Annotated in this window: 32 protein-coding genes; 6 read left to right on the plus strand and 26 right to left on the minus strand. The window is 36.0% G+C overall.

Annotated features, from left to right (window positions below; translation table 11 throughout):
- The 4 genes from DIZ30_RS08615 to DIZ30_RS08630 form a co-directional block, all read right to left on the minus strand.
- Positions 1-551 (minus strand): hypothetical protein (locus tag DIZ30_RS08615; RefSeq protein ID WP_234414795.1); only part of this gene is annotated, 551 nt, incomplete at its 3' end.
- A gap of 40 nt (positions 552-591) precedes the next feature.
- Positions 592-876, minus strand: a complete 285-nt coding sequence (locus DIZ30_RS08620; protein ID WP_071244181.1) for a hypothetical protein — start codon at positions 874-876, stop codon at positions 592-594.
- Entirely contained in the window at positions 873-1,100 is a 228-nt protein-coding gene (locus DIZ30_RS08625) for a hypothetical protein (protein ID WP_071244178.1), read from the minus strand. The genes DIZ30_RS08620 and DIZ30_RS08625 overlap by 4 nt, the downstream gene beginning before the upstream one ends.
- Positions 1,101-1,104: 4 nt before the next feature.
- Positions 1,105-1,536 carry a hypothetical protein gene (locus DIZ30_RS08630; RefSeq protein WP_109023176.1) on the minus strand — a complete coding sequence of 144 codons (432 nt, stop codon included), beginning with the start codon at positions 1,534-1,536 and terminating at the stop codon, positions 1,105-1,107.
- Positions 1,537-2,116: 580 nt separating this feature from the next.
- On the opposite strand from DIZ30_RS08630, the gene DIZ30_RS08635 reads away from it, so the two are divergent.
- Positions 2,117-2,383 (plus strand): hypothetical protein, encoded by a 267-nt coding sequence (locus DIZ30_RS08635; RefSeq protein WP_002339939.1) that lies wholly within the window; start codon positions 2,117-2,119, stop codon positions 2,381-2,383.
- A gap of 3 nt (positions 2,384-2,386) precedes the next feature.
- Here the strand turns inward: DIZ30_RS08635 and DIZ30_RS08640 are convergent, their stop codons facing one another.
- The 17 genes from DIZ30_RS08640 to DIZ30_RS08715 all read right to left on the minus strand — a co-directional run bounded on the left by DIZ30_RS08640 (position 2,387) and on the right by DIZ30_RS08715 (position 10,255).
- Positions 2,387-2,542 (minus strand): hypothetical protein, encoded by a 156-nt coding sequence (locus tag DIZ30_RS08640; protein WP_002339938.1) that lies wholly within the window; start codon positions 2,540-2,542, stop codon positions 2,387-2,389.
- Between the two features lie 262 nt (positions 2,543-2,804).
- A complete protein-coding gene (locus DIZ30_RS08645; protein WP_109023177.1) occupies positions 2,805-3,191 on the minus strand; it encodes a hypothetical protein in 387 nt (128 codons plus the stop codon).
- Positions 3,192-3,203: 12 nt separating this feature from the next.
- On the minus strand, positions 3,204-3,617 hold the full coding sequence (locus tag DIZ30_RS08650) for an ArpU family phage packaging/lysis transcriptional regulator (RefSeq protein ID WP_002304479.1): 414 nt from the start codon (positions 3,615-3,617) through the stop codon (positions 3,204-3,206).
- A gap of 76 nt (positions 3,618-3,693) precedes the next feature.
- A complete protein-coding gene (locus DIZ30_RS08655) occupies positions 3,694-3,990 on the minus strand; it encodes a hypothetical protein (RefSeq protein ID WP_086310259.1) in 297 nt (98 codons plus the stop codon).
- Positions 3,991-4,060: 70 nt separating this feature from the next.
- On the minus strand, positions 4,061-4,465 hold the full coding sequence (locus DIZ30_RS08660; protein ID WP_109023178.1) for a YopX family protein: 405 nt from the start codon (positions 4,463-4,465) through the stop codon (positions 4,061-4,063).
- Positions 4,462-4,782, minus strand: coding sequence for a DUF1140 family protein (locus DIZ30_RS08665; RefSeq protein WP_109023179.1), 321 nt, complete (start codon positions 4,780-4,782; stop codon positions 4,462-4,464). The genes DIZ30_RS08660 and DIZ30_RS08665 overlap by 4 nt, the downstream gene beginning before the upstream one ends.
- Complete coding sequence (locus DIZ30_RS08670) at positions 4,782-5,072, minus strand: hypothetical protein (protein ID WP_109023180.1); 291 nt, start codon at positions 5,070-5,072, stop codon at positions 4,782-4,784. Before DIZ30_RS08670 ends, DIZ30_RS08665 begins: the two co-directional genes overlap by 1 nt.
- Positions 5,066-5,371: a hypothetical protein gene (locus DIZ30_RS08675; RefSeq protein WP_199914199.1), complete on the minus strand. Its 306-nt coding sequence runs from the start codon at positions 5,369-5,371 to the stop codon at positions 5,066-5,068. Before DIZ30_RS08675 ends, DIZ30_RS08670 begins: the two co-directional genes overlap by 7 nt.
- 2 nt (positions 5,372-5,373) lie before the next feature.
- Positions 5,374-5,535 carry an antitoxin gene (locus tag DIZ30_RS08680; protein WP_104889777.1) on the minus strand — a complete coding sequence of 54 codons (162 nt, stop codon included), beginning with the start codon at positions 5,533-5,535 and terminating at the stop codon, positions 5,374-5,376.
- 14 nt (positions 5,536-5,549) lie between these two features.
- Positions 5,550-5,909, minus strand: coding sequence for a DUF1064 domain-containing protein (locus tag DIZ30_RS08685; protein WP_104889778.1), 360 nt, complete (start codon positions 5,907-5,909; stop codon positions 5,550-5,552).
- Positions 5,906-6,757, minus strand: a complete 852-nt coding sequence (locus DIZ30_RS08690; protein WP_002321419.1) for an ATP-binding protein — start codon at positions 6,755-6,757, stop codon at positions 5,906-5,908. Before DIZ30_RS08690 ends, DIZ30_RS08685 begins: the two co-directional genes overlap by 4 nt.
- A gap of 17 nt (positions 6,758-6,774) precedes the next feature.
- A complete protein-coding gene (locus DIZ30_RS08695; protein ID WP_109023182.1) occupies positions 6,775-7,605 on the minus strand; it encodes a phage replisome organizer N-terminal domain-containing protein in 831 nt (276 codons plus the stop codon).
- Between the two features lie 2 nt (positions 7,606-7,607).
- Complete coding sequence (locus DIZ30_RS08700; protein ID WP_109023183.1) at positions 7,608-8,294, minus strand: putative HNHc nuclease; 687 nt, start codon at positions 8,292-8,294, stop codon at positions 7,608-7,610.
- Between the two features lie 5 nt (positions 8,295-8,299).
- Positions 8,300-9,046, minus strand: a complete 747-nt coding sequence (locus DIZ30_RS08705) for a DUF1071 domain-containing protein (RefSeq protein ID WP_002390666.1) — start codon at positions 9,044-9,046, stop codon at positions 8,300-8,302.
- A complete protein-coding gene (locus DIZ30_RS08710) occupies positions 9,039-9,380 on the minus strand; it encodes a hypothetical protein (protein ID WP_109023184.1) in 342 nt (113 codons plus the stop codon). Before DIZ30_RS08710 ends, DIZ30_RS08705 begins: the two co-directional genes overlap by 8 nt.
- Positions 9,381-9,435: 55 nt before the next feature.
- Positions 9,436-9,564, minus strand: a complete 129-nt coding sequence (locus DIZ30_RS13860; protein ID WP_267896184.1) for a hypothetical protein — start codon at positions 9,562-9,564, stop codon at positions 9,436-9,438.
- Positions 9,557-10,255: a Rha family transcriptional regulator gene (locus tag DIZ30_RS08715; protein ID WP_109023185.1), complete on the minus strand. Its 699-nt coding sequence runs from the start codon at positions 10,253-10,255 to the stop codon at positions 9,557-9,559. The genes DIZ30_RS13860 and DIZ30_RS08715 overlap by 8 nt, the downstream gene beginning before the upstream one ends.
- A gap of 53 nt (positions 10,256-10,308) precedes the next feature.
- Here DIZ30_RS08715 and DIZ30_RS08720 point away from each other — a divergent pair, with 53 nt between their 5' ends.
- On the plus strand, positions 10,309-11,097 hold the full coding sequence (locus DIZ30_RS08720; RefSeq protein WP_045136053.1) for a hypothetical protein: 789 nt from the start codon (positions 10,309-10,311) through the stop codon (positions 11,095-11,097).
- 50 nt (positions 11,098-11,147) lie between these two features.
- On the opposite strand, the gene DIZ30_RS13440 is transcribed toward DIZ30_RS08720, so the two are convergent.
- Genes DIZ30_RS13440 through DIZ30_RS08730 form a run of 4 tightly spaced genes read right to left on the minus strand, consistent with a single transcriptional unit; the run spans position 11,148 to position 11,971 of the window.
- Positions 11,148-11,321: a hypothetical protein gene (locus DIZ30_RS13440; protein WP_159086156.1), complete on the minus strand. Its 174-nt coding sequence runs from the start codon at positions 11,319-11,321 to the stop codon at positions 11,148-11,150.
- A 3-nt stretch (positions 11,322-11,324) separates the two neighbouring features.
- Positions 11,325-11,495: a hypothetical protein gene (locus DIZ30_RS13525; RefSeq protein ID WP_002351656.1), complete on the minus strand. Its 171-nt coding sequence runs from the start codon at positions 11,493-11,495 to the stop codon at positions 11,325-11,327.
- 30 nt (positions 11,496-11,525) lie between these two features.
- On the minus strand, positions 11,526-11,774 hold the full coding sequence (locus DIZ30_RS08725) for a hypothetical protein (protein WP_002325021.1): 249 nt from the start codon (positions 11,772-11,774) through the stop codon (positions 11,526-11,528).
- 11 nt (positions 11,775-11,785) lie between these two features.
- A complete protein-coding gene (locus tag DIZ30_RS08730) occupies positions 11,786-11,971 on the minus strand; it encodes a helix-turn-helix transcriptional regulator (RefSeq protein ID WP_002315391.1) in 186 nt (61 codons plus the stop codon).
- Between the two features lie 285 nt (positions 11,972-12,256).
- Between DIZ30_RS08730 and DIZ30_RS08735 the strand changes: the two genes are divergently transcribed.
- The 4 genes from DIZ30_RS08735 to DIZ30_RS08750 all read left to right on the plus strand — a co-directional run bounded on the left by DIZ30_RS08735 (position 12,257) and on the right by DIZ30_RS08750 (position 15,321).
- Complete coding sequence (locus DIZ30_RS08735; RefSeq protein WP_002337457.1) at positions 12,257-12,631, plus strand: helix-turn-helix domain-containing protein; 375 nt, start codon at positions 12,257-12,259, stop codon at positions 12,629-12,631.
- Positions 12,632-12,635: 4 nt separating this feature from the next.
- Positions 12,636-13,064: an ImmA/IrrE family metallo-endopeptidase gene (locus DIZ30_RS08740; protein ID WP_070676686.1), complete on the plus strand. Its 429-nt coding sequence runs from the start codon at positions 12,636-12,638 to the stop codon at positions 13,062-13,064.
- A gap of 90 nt (positions 13,065-13,154) precedes the next feature.
- Positions 13,155-14,069 carry a DUF4352 domain-containing protein gene (locus DIZ30_RS08745; RefSeq protein ID WP_077974389.1) on the plus strand — a complete coding sequence of 305 codons (915 nt, stop codon included), beginning with the start codon at positions 13,155-13,157 and terminating at the stop codon, positions 14,067-14,069.
- 115 nt (positions 14,070-14,184) lie between these two features.
- On the plus strand, positions 14,185-15,321 hold the full coding sequence (locus DIZ30_RS08750) for a site-specific integrase (protein ID WP_077974390.1): 1,137 nt from the start codon (positions 14,185-14,187) through the stop codon (positions 15,319-15,321).
- Between the two features lie 131 nt (positions 15,322-15,452).
- On the opposite strand, the gene rplS is transcribed toward DIZ30_RS08750, so the two are convergent.
- Positions 15,453-15,800: a 50S ribosomal protein L19 gene (rplS, locus tag DIZ30_RS08755; RefSeq protein ID WP_002286913.1), complete on the minus strand. Its 348-nt coding sequence runs from the start codon at positions 15,798-15,800 to the stop codon at positions 15,453-15,455.
- Positions 15,801-15,854 lie beyond the last annotated feature (54 nt).

A 15,854-nucleotide genomic window follows, 5' to 3' on the forward strand; every position in this document is an offset into this window, starting at 1 on the left:
GGAGGCTCATTGTCAAGGACAATCGGAATAGCATACGGAAAGAAGTTCTGCACCTTATAAAATTTGTCAAAAAAACTGTTGCCATTCCAGTCTTCCGTGTGCCAATGGTAGGCAATATCAATAAGACCTCTCGGCATCTCATCCATTCGTTGACCTTTATAATAAACTTCTGGTGCTGAGTCAGTATCTTTTAGTTTGATCTCTAGAAGGTTCGTGTTACTTCCATCATCTAACGTCAATTCATCAATACTCTTTTTGATTTGTTGCATTACTTTTTTTCCTGTCTCGCCTGTCATTGGCAATACCATCTCATAACCAGTAAACTCGCAAGTAAAGCGTTCAATAGCATAAGCGTTTTGAAGTGGCTTAGCACTAAGAACATCTGGATTATTGCTATAATAACGATCAACTAATAACTTCCCTATAGGAATGGCATCTAAAGCTCTATCAGTAAACACTAAAGCATCGGGATAATCTTCTTGGATTTTATAAGCTAGATTTGGTGTAGTTACAATGTTATACCCTTCCCTGATATAATCTTTTAATTTCATAGTTTCCCTCCTGAAAACATCCAATAATTACTTGTTAATGCTATTGCATCTTTTCGACATAAACATTCACTAAGGCTTCTTGCACTTTGAATATCCCTTCAACGCCTAATCCTTTTACATCTAGATCTAGTCTATCTTTCAAGAACTCAGCATTGTGCTCTGCTCTAATTGTTTGCTCAGCGATGAAATAATTTAGTGCTGCTACTTCATCCATCTTTAACCCCACCAAACTAATGATGTTCATGAATAAGGTAGCTAGTTCATCCATATCTTTCTCTGCTCTTATCTTCTCAATCAACTTGATGTAATCATAGTTATCATTCATTTGATGTACCTCTCAATGTTTTGTTGAATATATTCGTCTTTCCAATATCCATGGCCGCAGTAACGAAGATTGTACTTATCGATCTCTTTCGGTGTAGCTTCTCTTGTCATTTCAACAATGGAATACTTCTTTTTAATTTGGACTGATTGGACAACTCTAATTGGATCATCTGCGTTTGGTTGTGGATACCTATTCGTTAGTGATACATACCAGTAGTTTCTCATGGTGTTAGTCCTTTCTTATTGGAGGTCCCGGTTTTTCATCACGCTTCTTCAATATGCTTCGTTCATACTCAAGACATTCTTCGTCTTGATCCCAAGGTTCGTTGCGTTTTTTTATATAAAAGGGTTTCCCAAATTCGCTGTGTTGCTTACGAGACTCTACAACAAATCGCTCGATGTATTTTGATAGTGCAGGTTTAGTAATAATCAGAGTACCGTTAGGCAAAGTGTACATAAATGAATCCTTTTCGCTCACAACTTTCTCGCTTGCATAAAGTACAGATTCACCGTACTGACTGTCTACTTCAAGGCGGAACTTAGGATAGTATAAATTGTTGGCTATATCCTCAACAGTCATCTTTTGAATATCTTCTAATTCGAATCCTTTTTCTTTCAACTCTTTCACTACATTGTTTTGTAAAAAATCTAATGAATCCATTCTCGCGCCACTCCTCATGTAAAATAAAAAGACCACTCAAAGAGTGATCTAATATGTAATAGCAACCTACACCGATTCCATCGATTACTATCGACCTCGCCTTGCTCGTGTACTTTGAGCGCCCATTTCCAACCCTCGGTTGCTAACGAATACTGAAACAGAATACCGTCTCTGTTCATGACCAACGCGACAGTACAAAGCTTTGTCGCAAGCAGGTTATCGTATTCCTAATAACCCCAACTAAATGTTTCTCTCCTAACCTACACCTGAGAGTGGCACACGTCTGCACTAGTATTTTATGCCTTTTAACTGCTAGTGGCATCCCGACTAGTCAGCCAATTCATCGGCATCCGATAAGATGAATTGTTTCCGTAGGTTCCTTAAGTCACTGGCAATGAATCGAACATTGCATGGTCAAATCATAAAACGTTAAGGCTATCCCTCGACGTATTGACCTTATTTTTAAGCGTCTACCCTTTCCGCCACAGTGACAAATTAATATTGTGACAATAAATACTAAGCGTATAATTTTAGTTATCAGCGAGTGGTCCGCTGAAATAATGACATGGAGGTAATCCTAATGGACAGCTTTATCATAAGTTATGATTTAAATAATTCAGGCAAGAATTACGATGATTTAATCAAAAAAATCAAAACTTACTCGAAATGGGCTAAGATTAATGAATCTGTTTGGTTTTTTAAAAGTAATAAAAAATGCCCCGAAATTAGAGACGATCTAAAATCCGTAATGGATAAAGATGACAGCCTTTTTGTAGCAAAACTTACCGGTGCTGCCGCATGGCATAATACGATTTGTAGTAGCCAACATTTACAAGAACATCTGTAAAATTCACTCCTCGTTGCTTTTCTGCAACGGGGTTTTTGATATTTCAACCTGAATTATTCGATCATCCAACACTTTCAATACTTCATTTCGCATTTCATCTGTTGTTAAATCAACATATTTTTCTCCTTGAATTCCTTCGTCTATGATTAAAATAGCCATTTCTTTTCCCTCCAATACATAAATTAATAGACAGCAACGGATGATAGATAATAAGAACAATTTAGAAGGAGTTAAAATTCACATCCTTATTCTTAATATTTCCGTTGCTGTCTATCGAAGCTTAATTGTGAAACAATAATAAAACGATGTTCCTTTTATTATTATTTTGTCTCAGACCTATCACTAATCTTTCGACACTATCATAATATCACTGGTACATAGCTAAAAACCGCCATCATTCCGCCAAAAAACCGCCATTTTTTTATGCGTCAGTCACTATACAAAGTTTGTCTTTGACCTTTAAAGCACAAACACTATAATAGTAGCCACCATTCCCATCATCCGCTGTGCATTCTGCTTTAGCGATCTCATTACGATTATGATAAACAACGACTTCAGCATAAGAAGTATATCCGTCGCCATTATATACACACTTACCTTTATCAAAAATTTTTATATCCGTAATAACCGCATCAAGCTTTACATTTTTGAATTCACCTTCGGCCCATGCGCAGCAATCATACTCGCTACATACAACTTCTAATTTTGTTCCATCTTCTAAAATTAATTCACTCTCTGACCATTCTACGATTTTTTTGAAAATAAGATCTTTTTTCAACTCTTTCAATGATACATAATCTTTCCACATTATATGGTCCTCCTATTTATAAGCAATTATTCTTCCGTGTTTATATGCTTCTGCAAACTCTATTAGAGCTTCCGACTTCATCCGTTGTATACTTCTTTCTGAATAACCCACTTCACGGCTAATCCTGTAGTTTGAGAAGCTATCTGGCACACAGAAGCTGTAGTAAAGTATCTGACGACTAATCAGACTAAGAGCCATCAAAGCCGCTAAAATCGCATCTCTCTCTGCTTCTATGTCCATCATCTGAATGATTGCGTCCTCTGCCTTATTGCCGTGCTTCGGTGCCTTCGGCATATCGGTTATGATAGGCGACTTAATATCTATCAAAGAGCGACCTGCCATCCGCTCCAAACGCCGAAAGTTCTTCAGCACATCTCTCGCATTACATCTTGTCTGTTTGAAATCTACCTCTCGTAACAATTGCATCAAGTCAAACCGCTCCTTTTATGTGATATAATAAACTTGTCTGTTTTATTATGTTAGTCGGAGCGATCCGGCTTTTTTATTTGTCATTGATTAGTTCAATATCCACCAATCTCGCCACTGCTAAATTCTCTTTGCTTTTCGCTAACCACTTATCACATTCCATCGTGTTTTCAATGCGAATGATCGCTGAGTGATTATAGACGTGTTCTACATATCCACGAAATGGATAGATGAATCCTTCTGCTTCGCAGCGAACCATGTCACCGACTTTGAATTTTGGTTTCTTACGTGTTTTAGGGTTCTTTGTCGGCATATCTAGCATTAAACCGCCGATGCCGTGACTACTAGCGTAAAATCCGTCTTTTAGTTTCATCCTTCTACCACCTCTTCCACTGGCACAGCAAACGGCCAGTAGCGTCCGTCGATTGCTAAGTCGTTGTTGATCATTCTGTTTCCTCCAATAGTTCTGGGTTCTCGTAGATATTGCCTCTAATGATGATGTATTCAGCATGGATCAGCCATATAGCTTCATCTGTAGAATAATCAAACGGACTTTTCAAAATAATTCTGTGCGAATTAAAGTCTCCAGTTTGTTCGGACCATCCAACATCTGCAATGTCCCCTTCCCATCCTTCTACATTTTTTCCATCTTCTGTTTCACAATTAAGTAATCCAATGGCTTGCATGAGGATGATCTCGGATTGCTTTCTCCAAAAACTTTCAGCGCTGATATCAGCAATGTTCTTTCCTGGTTCAATCAAATCAACGTATTCATCTGCAATGTGCCAAGCATCTATATCCCACATTCTTTCAGTCTCTTTATCCCACGCTCTAAATTTCGGTGTCATTCGCTGTCCTCCTCGAAATACTCATTCAGTATCTCTCTATACTTTTCTACAAATTTGAAACGATCTTGATGAAGTTTCTTGCTCCAATTTGTTTGCCGATCCAGCTCACGCATCTGATCGAACCCTTTTTGAATTTCGTTGTAATAAAATTCAATGTTTGCTGCTGCTTTCCAATGCCTGCTACTTCGCACTCCTGCTCCTGTTTCAGCCATTTCTAACTTAACTAATTCAGCTCGTTCTTTTGATTTTTTATCTTTCTGAATCTTCATCATGATTTTCTTGAGGATGATGTCACTGTATTGTGTAATGAGATCCATTATTTCTCCTCCACAATCTCACATGCCTGTTCAAACTGTCTAGTGATGTTTTCTAACGCTTTTTTGTACTCGATAATACTTTTTATTGTTCTTTCTTCACTTAACACGTAATCGCGTTGTATTGCCTTTAAACACGATGAGACAGTTTGAAAGTATCCGATATCTGCTCGTGATTCTTCTTTTGTTTCTGTGTAGCGGATGTTTCCTTCTTCGTCTCGTCTTACCTTCGATAAGACAATGTTTCTAGAATCACTGGTAATTCGATAATCTTCGATTCTCATGTCTAGCATTTTTTCTCCTCCACATACCTAAACTGTCGCCCCTTTGAATCAATCCATAAGCTCCTAGCTCTATCCCAGATGATGTTTTTGCTCAGCCCAGTAATTTCAGATAACTGTTCAGCAGTACCTGTTACTAGAATTCGGTCACCATGCCAGATTGCAATCTTTCTCGGTGTTCTCCGTTTGGTTTTTTCAGCCCACATTGATTTGCCGAGCTTTTGGACTTCTGCAACTATTTCTTTGTCTTCCTGCCAAGATTCTGACTTGGTTAATTCAGCAATTCTTTTCATTGCTACTTTCTTATCCACATTCATTCCTCCAATCTACGAATTTCCCTTCTCAAATTCTCAACGTGCAAATCAATTGCCTTTTTCGCCGTTTCATTGACCATCACTGCCTTTGTCCGTTCCAGATCGTCAATCTCACGTTGAATGCTTCGAATACGCATTTGAATCACTTCTTCTGTTGTCATGATGGACCACCTCGTTAAAAACGCTCTTCCTTGAACGTATTCCGATATTTTTTAGCTAAAATCAACGGAACTTGATATTGATGACAGAACAACTTTGCCTTGATCTTAAAGTCTTTTGTCTGCATTCCTTTGACATCTACGACTTTGACAAGTTTGCCGTTTTTATAAAATGTGAAGTCAGGAATATACTCGATCTTACGATACTTCTTTCCATCTAGTTCAAACTTCGGCATCAGTTCAAATCTTTCTTGAAGCTTTACTTTCCAACCATTCGCCTGTGCTTGCCACAGTGCCAAATCGTAATACTCTGCTTCTGCGATAGAATCAAACTTGATACCTCGATGAACAGTCTTTTTATTACGGTATTTATTCATGCGATACTACCTTTCACTGGTTTTATACGCTTGTCTGCTGTTTGTTGGAATTTCAGCGCATAACCTTCTGAATTCTTAAATATCCTAGAAACAATTCTTTCGCCGTAGGCTTCTCTTAGCTCAGGACCAGATAAGTTTGTTGTGATGATCGTTGCTTTGTTCTGTCTGGCTTCTAAGAGCGTGTTTAACGTGTTGTTTGTAAACTGCCTACTATTTGATACCCCACTACCTAATTCAGCTCCAATATCGTCAAAAACCACCAAATCAGTTGTTTTAATATCGGCTATAAGCGATCCTTCAATTTCTTTTCTCAGTTCAGCATTGTTATAAGAGAACTTTATTTGCTCTAATAATTCTTGATAGCTTATAAAAAGTATTTTCTTGTCATAATTTGAGCGCTCAAGTATTTCCCAAGCTGTAGCCATTGATAAGTGGCTTTTCCCGCTTCCTGATTTCCCTGATAGAATAAAATGTGCAGGATGGTTCAGCAGAACCTCATTCGTATAGCTTTTTGCTTTTTCTAAAGCGATTTTTGTTTCTTGATCCACTACGTGATAATTTTCCATTTTGCATTTAAACAAAGTTTTATCTGTTAATACCGAACCATTTTGAAAAAAACTCAACGCTCGTGCTTTTAAGCTGTCGTTATATATCCGTTCGGTCTGTATATCCTCTTTCACACGTAACGCTTTATAACCACAACTCATGCATGTTGGTTTACAACGTTCTGACCCGTCCTTATTTTTCCCTCGCCAACTATACAAAGGTTCGCTGCACTCTGGGCATTTTCCACTTTGTACTAAAACTCTTCTTATTAGCTTTTCCATAGTACTTGCTAGGCTTTCCATCAGTTGTATCTCCTTTGTTAAATTGGCAAGTCGTCATATTCACTAGGATTGCTGTACTGTAGTTTTTGACTTTGCTTTTTATGATTATTTTTATCTGCCTTGATTTCGAATTTAAGCTTCTCAAATTTTTCTCGCAGTTTCTTAGCACTTCTAATATTTCCAAACCAAAATTCATTTGTAGGTAGCCAATTGATCACATACTCAATCGCTTCTATAGATGCTTTATCTCTTTCTTCCATCAACCTGATTGTGTCTGCCCATTTTTCGATATCTACTTTATTCATTTCTTTTGGAAAATCTTCAGTTAAATTACTTTGCAATTTTTTAGCAAGGCGTAAGTGTTCGTCAGAATACTTACCTTTCTTTTCTTCTTTATCTATATCTATATCTTCTTCTATATCTTTATCTGTACCGTCACGTGACGTCACGCTAACGTCATTTTCCAATTTGAGACGTTCCTGTCTCTTTCTTTCTCTGTATTTACGGTTTCTTTCAGCGTTTTTTAGCCTTACTTTATCCATCCCTTCGATATTTTGATGTTTTTCCCAATTACTGATGGCAATCAGTCCATCACTGCCTAGATCAATCATGTTGAAATTTGCCAATGTAGTTAGCGCTAGGCGAACCGTATTTACGTTTTTGCCGAACAATGTAGCAAGCATTTCTTCGGTATAAGGCATGTTCCTCTGGATATATATCAGACCATCGTCGTTAGTCTTTCCTGCTAAAACTAGTAATCGAATCCATATAACGATGATGGCATCCGACTCAGGAACAGCTTGGATTAATCGTATTTTTTCATCGTCAAACATAGTAGTTTTAAGTTTGATCCAACTTATCTCAGCCAAATTTATCCTCCTATCCTTAACTTTTTAATTGTTTCCTGGTTTAACTTGATTCCTTTGATTTGATATTTATTTTTGAAATTGATCACACCTATTTTGTGTTTCTCTGTGTGATGGATTCTGCAGAGTGCTGCAAATGTGTACTCTGAATGATCAACTTCCTTGCGCTTTCGTCTTCCCAGCGCTTTGTCAAAGTGATCGATATCAGCTCCTGTTTTGCCACAGATACAGCAGACTCTTTTTGTGATGCATTTGTAAAAGTAATACTCTTGGTTGCCTGGTAAAATCTCATAGCCTTCTTTAAAGGGGATATGGTGTTCAAAAATAAAATCTAAGATGATATTTGCCAATACATTTGCATCGCTCACTGTTGAGCTTGACTCGTCTTTAAGGCTTATAGAACGTCCTGTGACACCTTCAAAACGGAAGTAGAAGAATTCCTTCCAGAAGTCCGTTGGCATGCCTGTATCGATGAAAATATCGCCTATCAGCGCATAGATGAAGTTTCGTTGCTGTACAGTGAAACGTCTAGGATCAATAAAACGAATTTCAATAACTCGATCGCCATTATATCCGTCGTACATCGTCTTCAAACGTTCGATGTTCACTTCTTCATTAATAGTTGCACCTATGTCTTTTCCTTTGAACTTTTTCAGAACCGCTGAATATGAATCGATTAATGGTTTAAACACTCATATCACTTCTCTTTTGTTTCTTCTCTGTACTGATCTTCAAGCCAGTTAACGCCACGTTTTAGAATGCCCAAGTCTCTCTTGGTCCATTTACTGTCATCAGCGGTTATAGAAGCTGCATCAGTCAATGCAACAATTGCTTCATCAATCGATTTTTCGTACTTGTTAGCAACCAGTTGTAAAGCATCCAAGAATAGCTTTTTGCTTCTTTGAGTAGCTGGTTCAAGCATCGAGACATCTTCTGGCATATCTTCGCCAGCAAATATATATAGCCCTAGCCCAAACATTGCTAGATTTTTTACAAGACAGCGCATGATCGTTTTGTTGATATCAAACATAGTTGCTGCTTCAACTCTCTTTTCGATTTTTCCAACAATCTCTTTTTTCTTCGTTTCGTTATTCCACTGATAATCATTGACTTCGTAGGTATATGGCTCATCTTTCATTGCCTTGTTTGCACCATCCATGACAGGTAACCACATTTCACGTTTGATACCATTGACTGTGATACTGGTAAAAACCATATAGCCTGTTTTCTTATCAAAGATATACGGCAGATGTGTTTCTGGATCATGATAGATTTCATAATCTACCGCCTCACACACTTTGCTCACTTCTGCCCAAGCCCATGCCCACGAAAGATAAGTGAGGTTATTTCGTTTTTCAGTAACACCTTTCACATTTATTTTGTATAAGCTATTAAAAAGCGTATTATCACTTCTATTTTTCAAAGGTTGTTCCTTTTCACTCATCAAATTCTGCCTCCATTTCAGCAATGTATTTCTTACCTGCCCCGTAATAAGAGATATCAATCAAGTTATCTCTGTCGTACTCTTCTAGTGCATCAATCAAGCCATCTTCGATGACATAGATGTATTCAGGTTTTCTGGACCGCTTCGATAGATGAATAAGATAGACATGATCCCAAATACTCACAAAATTCCCCAAATCATCTTGATCACAGACTAGTTCTTCATCCGTCAAAAGATTACGTCTGATTTTTCGATTATTTGTTTCCTTGATATTCGATTTGCCCCAACTAGGATCAGTCAAATATTGATCTAGAGTGGAAAGTTCTTTTTCCATGTGGTAACATCTCCTTAGATGTATTTTCTTTGTGACTCTATGCTTGTCGGCGGAGTCACTTTTTTATTTGTTGCCATGCTTTTTGATTTTCGATGTGTTGTTGGCTTAAAATAATAGGGCGACTATTTGCCCACCAATTATCAGCCATCACTTTACCGATTTTTAGCGCTTCAGCTCTATTCATTTTCATCACCAAAAAGTCTTTGTTGTCTGTTCAGTTGATCGATTTCCATGCGGATCGCAGTTTCTGGCAACCACATTTCAATAAATGAAACAGCATCATCGAATCTCTTACGAGGTAACTCGCCATATCTTGGGATTGAAAAGGTACGTTTAAATTCAGACCAAAATTTTGAGAATACTTTTTTGCTGATTTCTTCATAAGCTCGGCTTTCTTTACCACCTATAACTTCCATAACTTTCATATTTCCTTTTTGCTTAATTTCAAACTCTTGTTGTCCGCTAATTCGCATAGTATCTTTAAGCATTGAGACATCTTTTTTTACATCTTTCATTTCTTCTAGTTGGTAGATCATCATGTCTTCAATTGTTTGAGGAACAGTATTCTTGCGAATAACATCTTCCATTTCGTTGAATGCTTCAATGTATTTTTGTTTGAAGTAAATAGCTTTCTTTCCTGTAAAACCCATAGCCAACAAGAAAAAACCATCTCTACTAATGAAAAAAACTCGTCGATTTCTGCCGTATGAATCTGGTTCATTACCTTCCACAAACATCTGCTCAAAATTGAGCACATCTTCTTTTAACTTTTCAATATCTCTCAAAACATTTTTGTGTTCTTTTTCAAAACTTTCTGCCACTTGCAAGCTCGTAGTCACAGCTTCTTTATTTTTCAAAATTACTAATTCTTGCATTTTTTCTTCTCTCCTTTTGATATAATTTAGGTAAAAAATGGTGGTGTATATAATTGGATATTTCAGATACTCCTTACTCTCAAGAATTGATAGCTTCTTCAAAATTAATTGGTGAAATCATTGCTCCTTCTCTAAACGTTGTTAACGCTATTGAGCCTGCGTTAGAACAAGCTAAAAGAATAATTGCAAGGCAAGATGCTCTTATAGCTTCGCGAGCAACACTCAACGATCCTTTCATTCAAATTGTTGAGAAACGTAACAAATCTATTGCTAATATGATTCCTCCTTCTGTTTTCGCAATACAGAAACAATTAGACTCTCCAAGTTTTAATATTGCTAAAAAAATGGCAGCTACTATGCCAAAACCTTATTTTTCTGATATCTCTAAAATCACAGAAAAATTCGTCGTTGACATGTCTAAGTATGACTTCAGAGTAGGTGTCGCTACCCAAGAATTAGAAAAAGCATTTGCTTCCGAACCGGAAGTTAGTACAAAAAATCTACTTTTTAAAGACACTTCCAATCCATCTGATGAGTTCGAGGCTAAGTTTTTTGATATCCTTAATGAGCAAAGGAAAGTCCTTGATGACTCTATAAAGCTTTTTGAAGAAATAAATACAGCCAAGAACAAAGATATAACTAATGAACCATCTGAAAAACAACAAGATTCACCTGCTTTCTACAAAGATAAAATGTGGTATGCTGAGGAAATTGCTTCAGATTTATTAAGCCTTGTGGTATCTGCTATTTTTGTAAATGTTACTTCAGACGACCCCTCAAATACGTTAATAATTGCTTTTCTTTTAGGTTGTTTACTACGTTTTATCAAACCAAATAACTAACGTGCTATATTACCTGACAACAAACCTATTATGATGGTGCATTACTAAATTCAATAGATTTGTTTCTTCATCTCAAATTTCACAGCTTGATACCGGCTATGCCCCTCCGCAACTAGATGAATTTGATTAGGAAATTCTCCAGTTTCTTTTACAAATTCTTTGATGAGATCATTAAAATTTTCTTTCAATTGTTTTTCGTTTATAGTCATTAAACTTTTTTTCATTAGTCAGTCCCTCCCGACTGGCTTTTTCGCTCTGTACTCAGCTTCATCAAGCCCCATAAAAATCCAGACCATGTAAACAATCGTTCCTATCAACGCTTGTTTGCTTCCCCAAAGTCCTAAAGCGTAGATGATTAGCGGTGCGCTGAATACCAATGCTCTGTTGAATTTACCCATTAACCTTCACCTCTCAAAATGTTCTGTTTTTTATAAATCAACTAAATGCTTCTCGATAAATTCTTTAGGTGTTACCTTTCTTGTGCGTAACCTGTTATAGGATTTGAAAGACAAAAATTTATCGTATAATTCTGTATTGATCCAAACTTCTTGTCCTGTGACCCGTTCATACGCCGCTGAGAAAATTGCTGTATTTTTTAGTTCCGACATTCGACGTTGATAAGTAGATGGAGAATAATTGTATTTTTTTACAAAATCTTGTTTTTTTAGTTTTGTCATCGCCTACCCCCCTATCGGATGTCCAATATTTTTTTCACTGTTTCGATATGCTGTTGTGCTTTCTTTCCATCACGATTGCCGTTTAGAATATCTGATAAATAAGCTCCTGAAATACCGATAAGCGCAGCTAGTTCTTTGAAAGTCATTCTTCTTTTTCTCATCTCCGCTCGAATTTTTAAGTCTAAATTCTCAGACATAAAAATAGCTCCTTTCTAAAAAAATAATCTGTAAGCTAAAAAATTAGCTAATATTCGTTGACAATAACTAATATTTTTATTAGTATATAGACATAGCTAAATAAGACACAGAAATGCCTAGTAATTTACATTTCAGAGTTTGCCGACCGTGAAGTGTTTATTAGTTATCAAGTCTTTTTAGCTAATATTTTAGCTTACGAAAACAGTATACTAACACTTTTATTAGTTGCCAACACCTTTAACTAATTTTTTTATTAGTGTTTTCGTAGCTTGTGAGGTGCGAAAATGAATTTACTAGATAGAATAAAGGAATTAGCTCATAAAAGAGGCATAAGTATAACTCAATTGGAAGAAGAATTAAATATACCTAAAAACACGATTTATCAATGGAAAAATAGAACTCCTAGTACTAAAAGACTACAACTTGTAGCAGATTATTTTAATGTAACTACTGATTATTTACTCGGTAGAAACCAAGTTCCTGACTGGGCAACAAAAGATGAAGTAGTTGAACTTGATAAATTACTAGATTCAAATGTCAATATGTCTTATGGCGGAGAAACACTGACGCCTGAACAGGTCCAACGCGTAAAAGATATCCTTATTGGAACCTTCTGGGATATTGTGAAAGAAGACAAAGAAAAAGGCAAAAAGATGTGAGCTTATGGAGATGGATACGATTAATTTAGTCGAGGAGTTGAAGCGGAAATACCAGTCCGCTAATCCTTTTTATATTTGTGAAAAGATGGGCATTAAAATTCAATACGTTCCTTTTATCGAGAATCCCAAAGGACAGTTTCAAGAAATTAGAGGTCGTGCAATAATCTTCTTAAATGATGAACTGAGAGACTCTGAGGAAAGATTCTACATTTGCGCTCACGAATTAGGTCACGCTATTTTTCATCGTGGCTTATCCAGTTACTATGTATCAACAAGAACATCTAGAAGCAAATCTGAAAGCGAAGCTAATTGCTTTGCTGCTAATCTCATTGTTTCTCTATACAAAGAAGACAATGATCAATATCCTAAACGAATTGAGGAATTAAAGAATCTTTACGGACTTCCAGAAAGCGCTTATCGCTTTCTTATATAATGTAAAAAAAGTCCGTGCTGCAACACGGACTAAAAACCTTATTTCTAAGATCCTACAAAAAAATCATATCATAGAAGTGAGGAATTAAAAATGAAAAAAATTGTTTTTGGGTTGCTTTTTTTAGGCTTGGTATTAAGCGGATGCTCCACTAGTCCTAATTCTGCTAGCACTAAAGAAAATACTGTTTCATCAACATCTGAATATGAAACAAAAAAACTAACTTCATCAGACGTTCATAAAATAAAAGTTGGTGATGATTTAACTCAAGTTTATCAGACACTTGGTTCACCGTTACGTAAATGGACAAATGATTTTGTTTACAAAGAATTAGACAATGCTATCACACGGGATGAATTAATTGTATCTATTTCAAAGGATGCACAAGGAGATTATTATAAAGAGCACTCTGAATTAATTGAACATGGAAATAGTGCAAAAGATATAAAAAAATTAGAGATGCTCCAATATACTTATTCAACTGATTCTGATGATGAAACAATGTTAATTTGGGTTAGTCCAAAAACTGAACAGGTTGTATATTATAATCAACGAACTTTCTTAGATAAAGATGGAAAATCCAAAGATTCAAGCTCTACTACAACTACAACTACAACTTCGTCTTCAGAACCCCAGACGGCATCAGTTGCACATAGTATAGGAGAAGCAGTTCCTTTTACTTCTGAAAATGGTAACTCTATTAACGTAACTGTCCAGTCTGTATCAAAAGATTACGGTGATGATTTCTATAAACCAGAAGGCCTATTTTACGCAAAGGTAGATTTTCTTGTAGAAAACACAGGGACTACACCTTTTGATGCAAGTTCAAGTTATTTAGAATTTTATGATTCATCAGATATTAAATCTGATTTAGCTAGTAGAGATTACTTTTCGGAAACCATCCAACCGGGTAAATCCGCACAAGGAACAGCATATTTTGAAGTGAAAAATGATGGAACAACATTTGAAGTGTTCTTCGCAGATACTTCATGGAAAGGTAGCTACTAAACAAAAAAACACGCCCCCTCCCTCGCCAAAGTTTGTGGACGTGATGAAAAATAAACCTGCTATAATTGGCTTACTTATCCATTCCTATTATAGCAACAAATAGGAGATGAAAACAATGTGGATTGAAACCAAAACTGATAAAAACGGAAAAAAAGTATATAAATATAATGAGCGATATATTGATCCAAAAACTAGAAAAAGAAAAAAAGTGAGCATTACTTATAAAAATAAATCTCGAGAAACTCAGAAAGTGGCATTGCTAGAGTTAAATAAAAAAATTGATATAAAATTAAACGAAAAAACACTTCAGAAGCCTGATCTAACATTTCATGAGCTTGTCGAAGAATGGTTAGTTATTTACAAAAGACAAGTTAAGGAGTCTACATATTATCCTACGAATAATATCTTAAACACTATAAAGAAAAAGATACCTGAGACTTACATCGTTTCTGGTATTAATACAGTAGATTTAAATAATATTTTTGAAGATATGATATATAAAGATGACTTGTCAAATAAGTACGTCAGTGTAATTAAATCCAAATTGAATCTTCTTTTTTCATACGCTATGAAAAAAGGCTATGTAGAAAAAAATCCTATCAACGAAGTAGTTATTGATTATAAACGAGAGTCAAAAACGATAAAAATTAAAGATAAGTTTTTAGAAGATGATGAATATAAAAGACTAGTAAATTTCACAACTTCACACAATAAAAGATATTCTCTCCTTTTCCAGTGGCTATATTTGACTGGAATGAGGCCTGGAGAAGCAATCGCATTAAGTAAAGACGATGTACACATTACCAATAATAATGCATCAGTAGTTATAAATGGGACGATGATGTATAGAGAACGTTCAATAGCTGATATGAAAAAATCTGATTCTACAAAAACTGCTGCTGGAATGCGAGAAATTGATTTACCAAAAAAAGCGATAGCTATTTACAATGAGCTTCTAGAATTAAATCCGAATGGTCAATTTCTATTTCAAACAACGAAAGGAACTCCTTTCCAACTAACAGCAATTAACACCTATTTGAGAAATCATAAAGCTGACATGAAGATTGATAAAAAACTTAGTTCACATATTTTTAGACATACCCATATTTCAAAATTAGCGGAACTAGGAACTCCTCTGTATGCTATTCAGGATCGCGTTGGGCACGAAAATAGTGATATCACTGAAAAGATTTATTTGCATGTGACAAAGGGAGTAAAAGAAAAATTGAAAGAAGATATAGAAAAACTGTAACTTGTTGCCCCTTTTTTGCCCCTTTTTATTAATCAAAAATGTCCCAAATAGAAATCGTTAATATAAAAAAACAGGGAACAAAAAAAGAACCCTTGAATACCAAGGGTTCTTTCTCAGTCTGATAACGATGATTAACGACGGATTTCTTTGATACGAGCAGCTTTTCCGTGTAATGCACGTAGGTAGTACAATTTTGCACGACGTACTTTACCGTAGCGAACTACTTCGATTTTTGCAACACGTGGTGTATGCAATGGGAATGTACGTTCAACGCCCACTCCGTTAGAAACTTTACGTACTGTATAAGTTTCGCTGATTCCAGCACCGCGGCGTTTGATAACAACACCTTCAAATAACTGGATACGTTCACGAGTACCTTCAACAACTTTTGCGTGAACACGCACAGTGTCACCAGGGCGGAACGCTGGGATGTCAGAACGTAATTGTTCTTTTGTTAATTCTTCGATTAATGGATTCATGGTTTTCTTCTCCTTATTCCAAATATTCTTATGAGCTTTTCTCACAGCGGAATA

Source organism: Enterococcus sp. H57 (genome assembly GCF_003112495.1).
In the GTDB taxonomy this organism is placed as follows: domain Bacteria; phylum Bacillota; class Bacilli; order Lactobacillales; family Enterococcaceae; genus Enterococcus_B; species Enterococcus_B faecium.

Coding starts and splice junctions, on each gene's coding strand:
- DIZ30_RS08750 (WP_077974390.1), top strand. CDS start 14,185: ATGTGGATTGAAACCAAAACTGATAAAAACGGAAAAAAAGTATATAAA.
- rplS (WP_002286913.1), bottom strand. CDS start 15,800: ATGAATCCATTAATCGAAGAATTAACAAAAGAACAATTACGTTCTGAC.
- DIZ30_RS08745 (WP_077974389.1), top strand. CDS start 13,155: ATGAAAAAAATTGTTTTTGGGTTGCTTTTTTTAGGCTTGGTATTAAGC.
- DIZ30_RS08635 (WP_002339939.1), top strand. CDS start 2,117: ATGGACAGCTTTATCATAAGTTATGATTTAAATAATTCAGGCAAGAAT.
- DIZ30_RS08655 (WP_086310259.1), bottom strand. CDS start 3,990: ATGAAACTAAAAGACGGATTTTACGCTAGTAGTCACGGCATCGGCGGT.
- DIZ30_RS08705 (WP_002390666.1), bottom strand. CDS start 9,046: ATGAGTGAAAAGGAACAACCTTTGAAAAATAGAAGTGATAATACGCTT.
- DIZ30_RS08625 (WP_071244178.1), bottom strand. CDS start 1,100: ATGAGAAACTACTGGTATGTATCACTAACGAATAGGTATCCACAACCA.
- DIZ30_RS08620 (WP_071244181.1), bottom strand. CDS start 876: ATGAATGATAACTATGATTACATCAAGTTGATTGAGAAGATAAGAGCA.
- DIZ30_RS13440 (WP_159086156.1), bottom strand. CDS start 11,321: ATGAAAAAAAGTTTAATGACTATAAACGAAAAACAATTGAAAGAAAAT.
- DIZ30_RS08710 (WP_109023184.1), bottom strand. CDS start 9,380: ATGGAAAAAGAACTTTCCACTCTAGATCAATATTTGACTGATCCTAGT.
- DIZ30_RS08660 (WP_109023178.1), bottom strand. CDS start 4,465: ATGACACCGAAATTTAGAGCGTGGGATAAAGAGACTGAAAGAATGTGG.
- DIZ30_RS08680 (WP_104889777.1), bottom strand. CDS start 5,535: ATGACAACAGAAGAAGTGATTCAAATGCGTATTCGAAGCATTCAACGT.
- DIZ30_RS08740 (WP_070676686.1), top strand. CDS start 12,636: ATGGAGATGGATACGATTAATTTAGTCGAGGAGTTGAAGCGGAAATAC.
- DIZ30_RS08665 (WP_109023179.1), bottom strand. CDS start 4,782: ATGGATCTCATTACACAATACAGTGACATCATCCTCAAGAAAATCATG.
- DIZ30_RS08650 (WP_002304479.1), bottom strand. CDS start 3,617: ATGCAATTGTTACGAGAGGTAGATTTCAAACAGACAAGATGTAATGCG.
- DIZ30_RS08715 (WP_109023185.1), bottom strand. CDS start 10,255: ATGCAAGAATTAGTAATTTTGAAAAATAAAGAAGCTGTGACTACGAGC.
- DIZ30_RS08725 (WP_002325021.1), bottom strand. CDS start 11,774: ATGACAAAACTAAAAAAACAAGATTTTGTAAAAAAATACAATTATTCT.
- DIZ30_RS08730 (WP_002315391.1), bottom strand. CDS start 11,971: ATGTCTGAGAATTTAGACTTAAAAATTCGAGCGGAGATGAGAAAAAGA.
- DIZ30_RS08670 (WP_109023180.1), bottom strand. CDS start 5,072: ATGCTAGACATGAGAATCGAAGATTATCGAATTACCAGTGATTCTAGA.
- DIZ30_RS13860 (WP_267896184.1), bottom strand. CDS start 9,564: ATGAATAGAGCTGAAGCGCTAAAAATCGGTAAAGTGATGGCTGATAAT.
- DIZ30_RS08640 (WP_002339938.1), bottom strand. CDS start 2,542: ATGGCTATTTTAATCATAGACGAAGGAATTCAAGGAGAAAAATATGTT.
- DIZ30_RS08645 (WP_109023177.1), bottom strand. CDS start 3,191: ATGTGGAAAGATTATGTATCATTGAAAGAGTTGAAAAAAGATCTTATT.
- DIZ30_RS08735 (WP_002337457.1), top strand. CDS start 12,257: ATGAATTTACTAGATAGAATAAAGGAATTAGCTCATAAAAGAGGCATA.
- DIZ30_RS08630 (WP_109023176.1), bottom strand. CDS start 1,536: ATGGATTCATTAGATTTTTTACAAAACAATGTAGTGAAAGAGTTGAAA.
- DIZ30_RS13525 (WP_002351656.1), bottom strand. CDS start 11,495: ATGGGTAAATTCAACAGAGCATTGGTATTCAGCGCACCGCTAATCATC.
- DIZ30_RS08690 (WP_002321419.1), bottom strand. CDS start 6,757: ATGGAAAGCCTAGCAAGTACTATGGAAAAGCTAATAAGAAGAGTTTTA.
- DIZ30_RS08685 (WP_104889778.1), bottom strand. CDS start 5,909: ATGAATAAATACCGTAATAAAAAGACTGTTCATCGAGGTATCAAGTTT.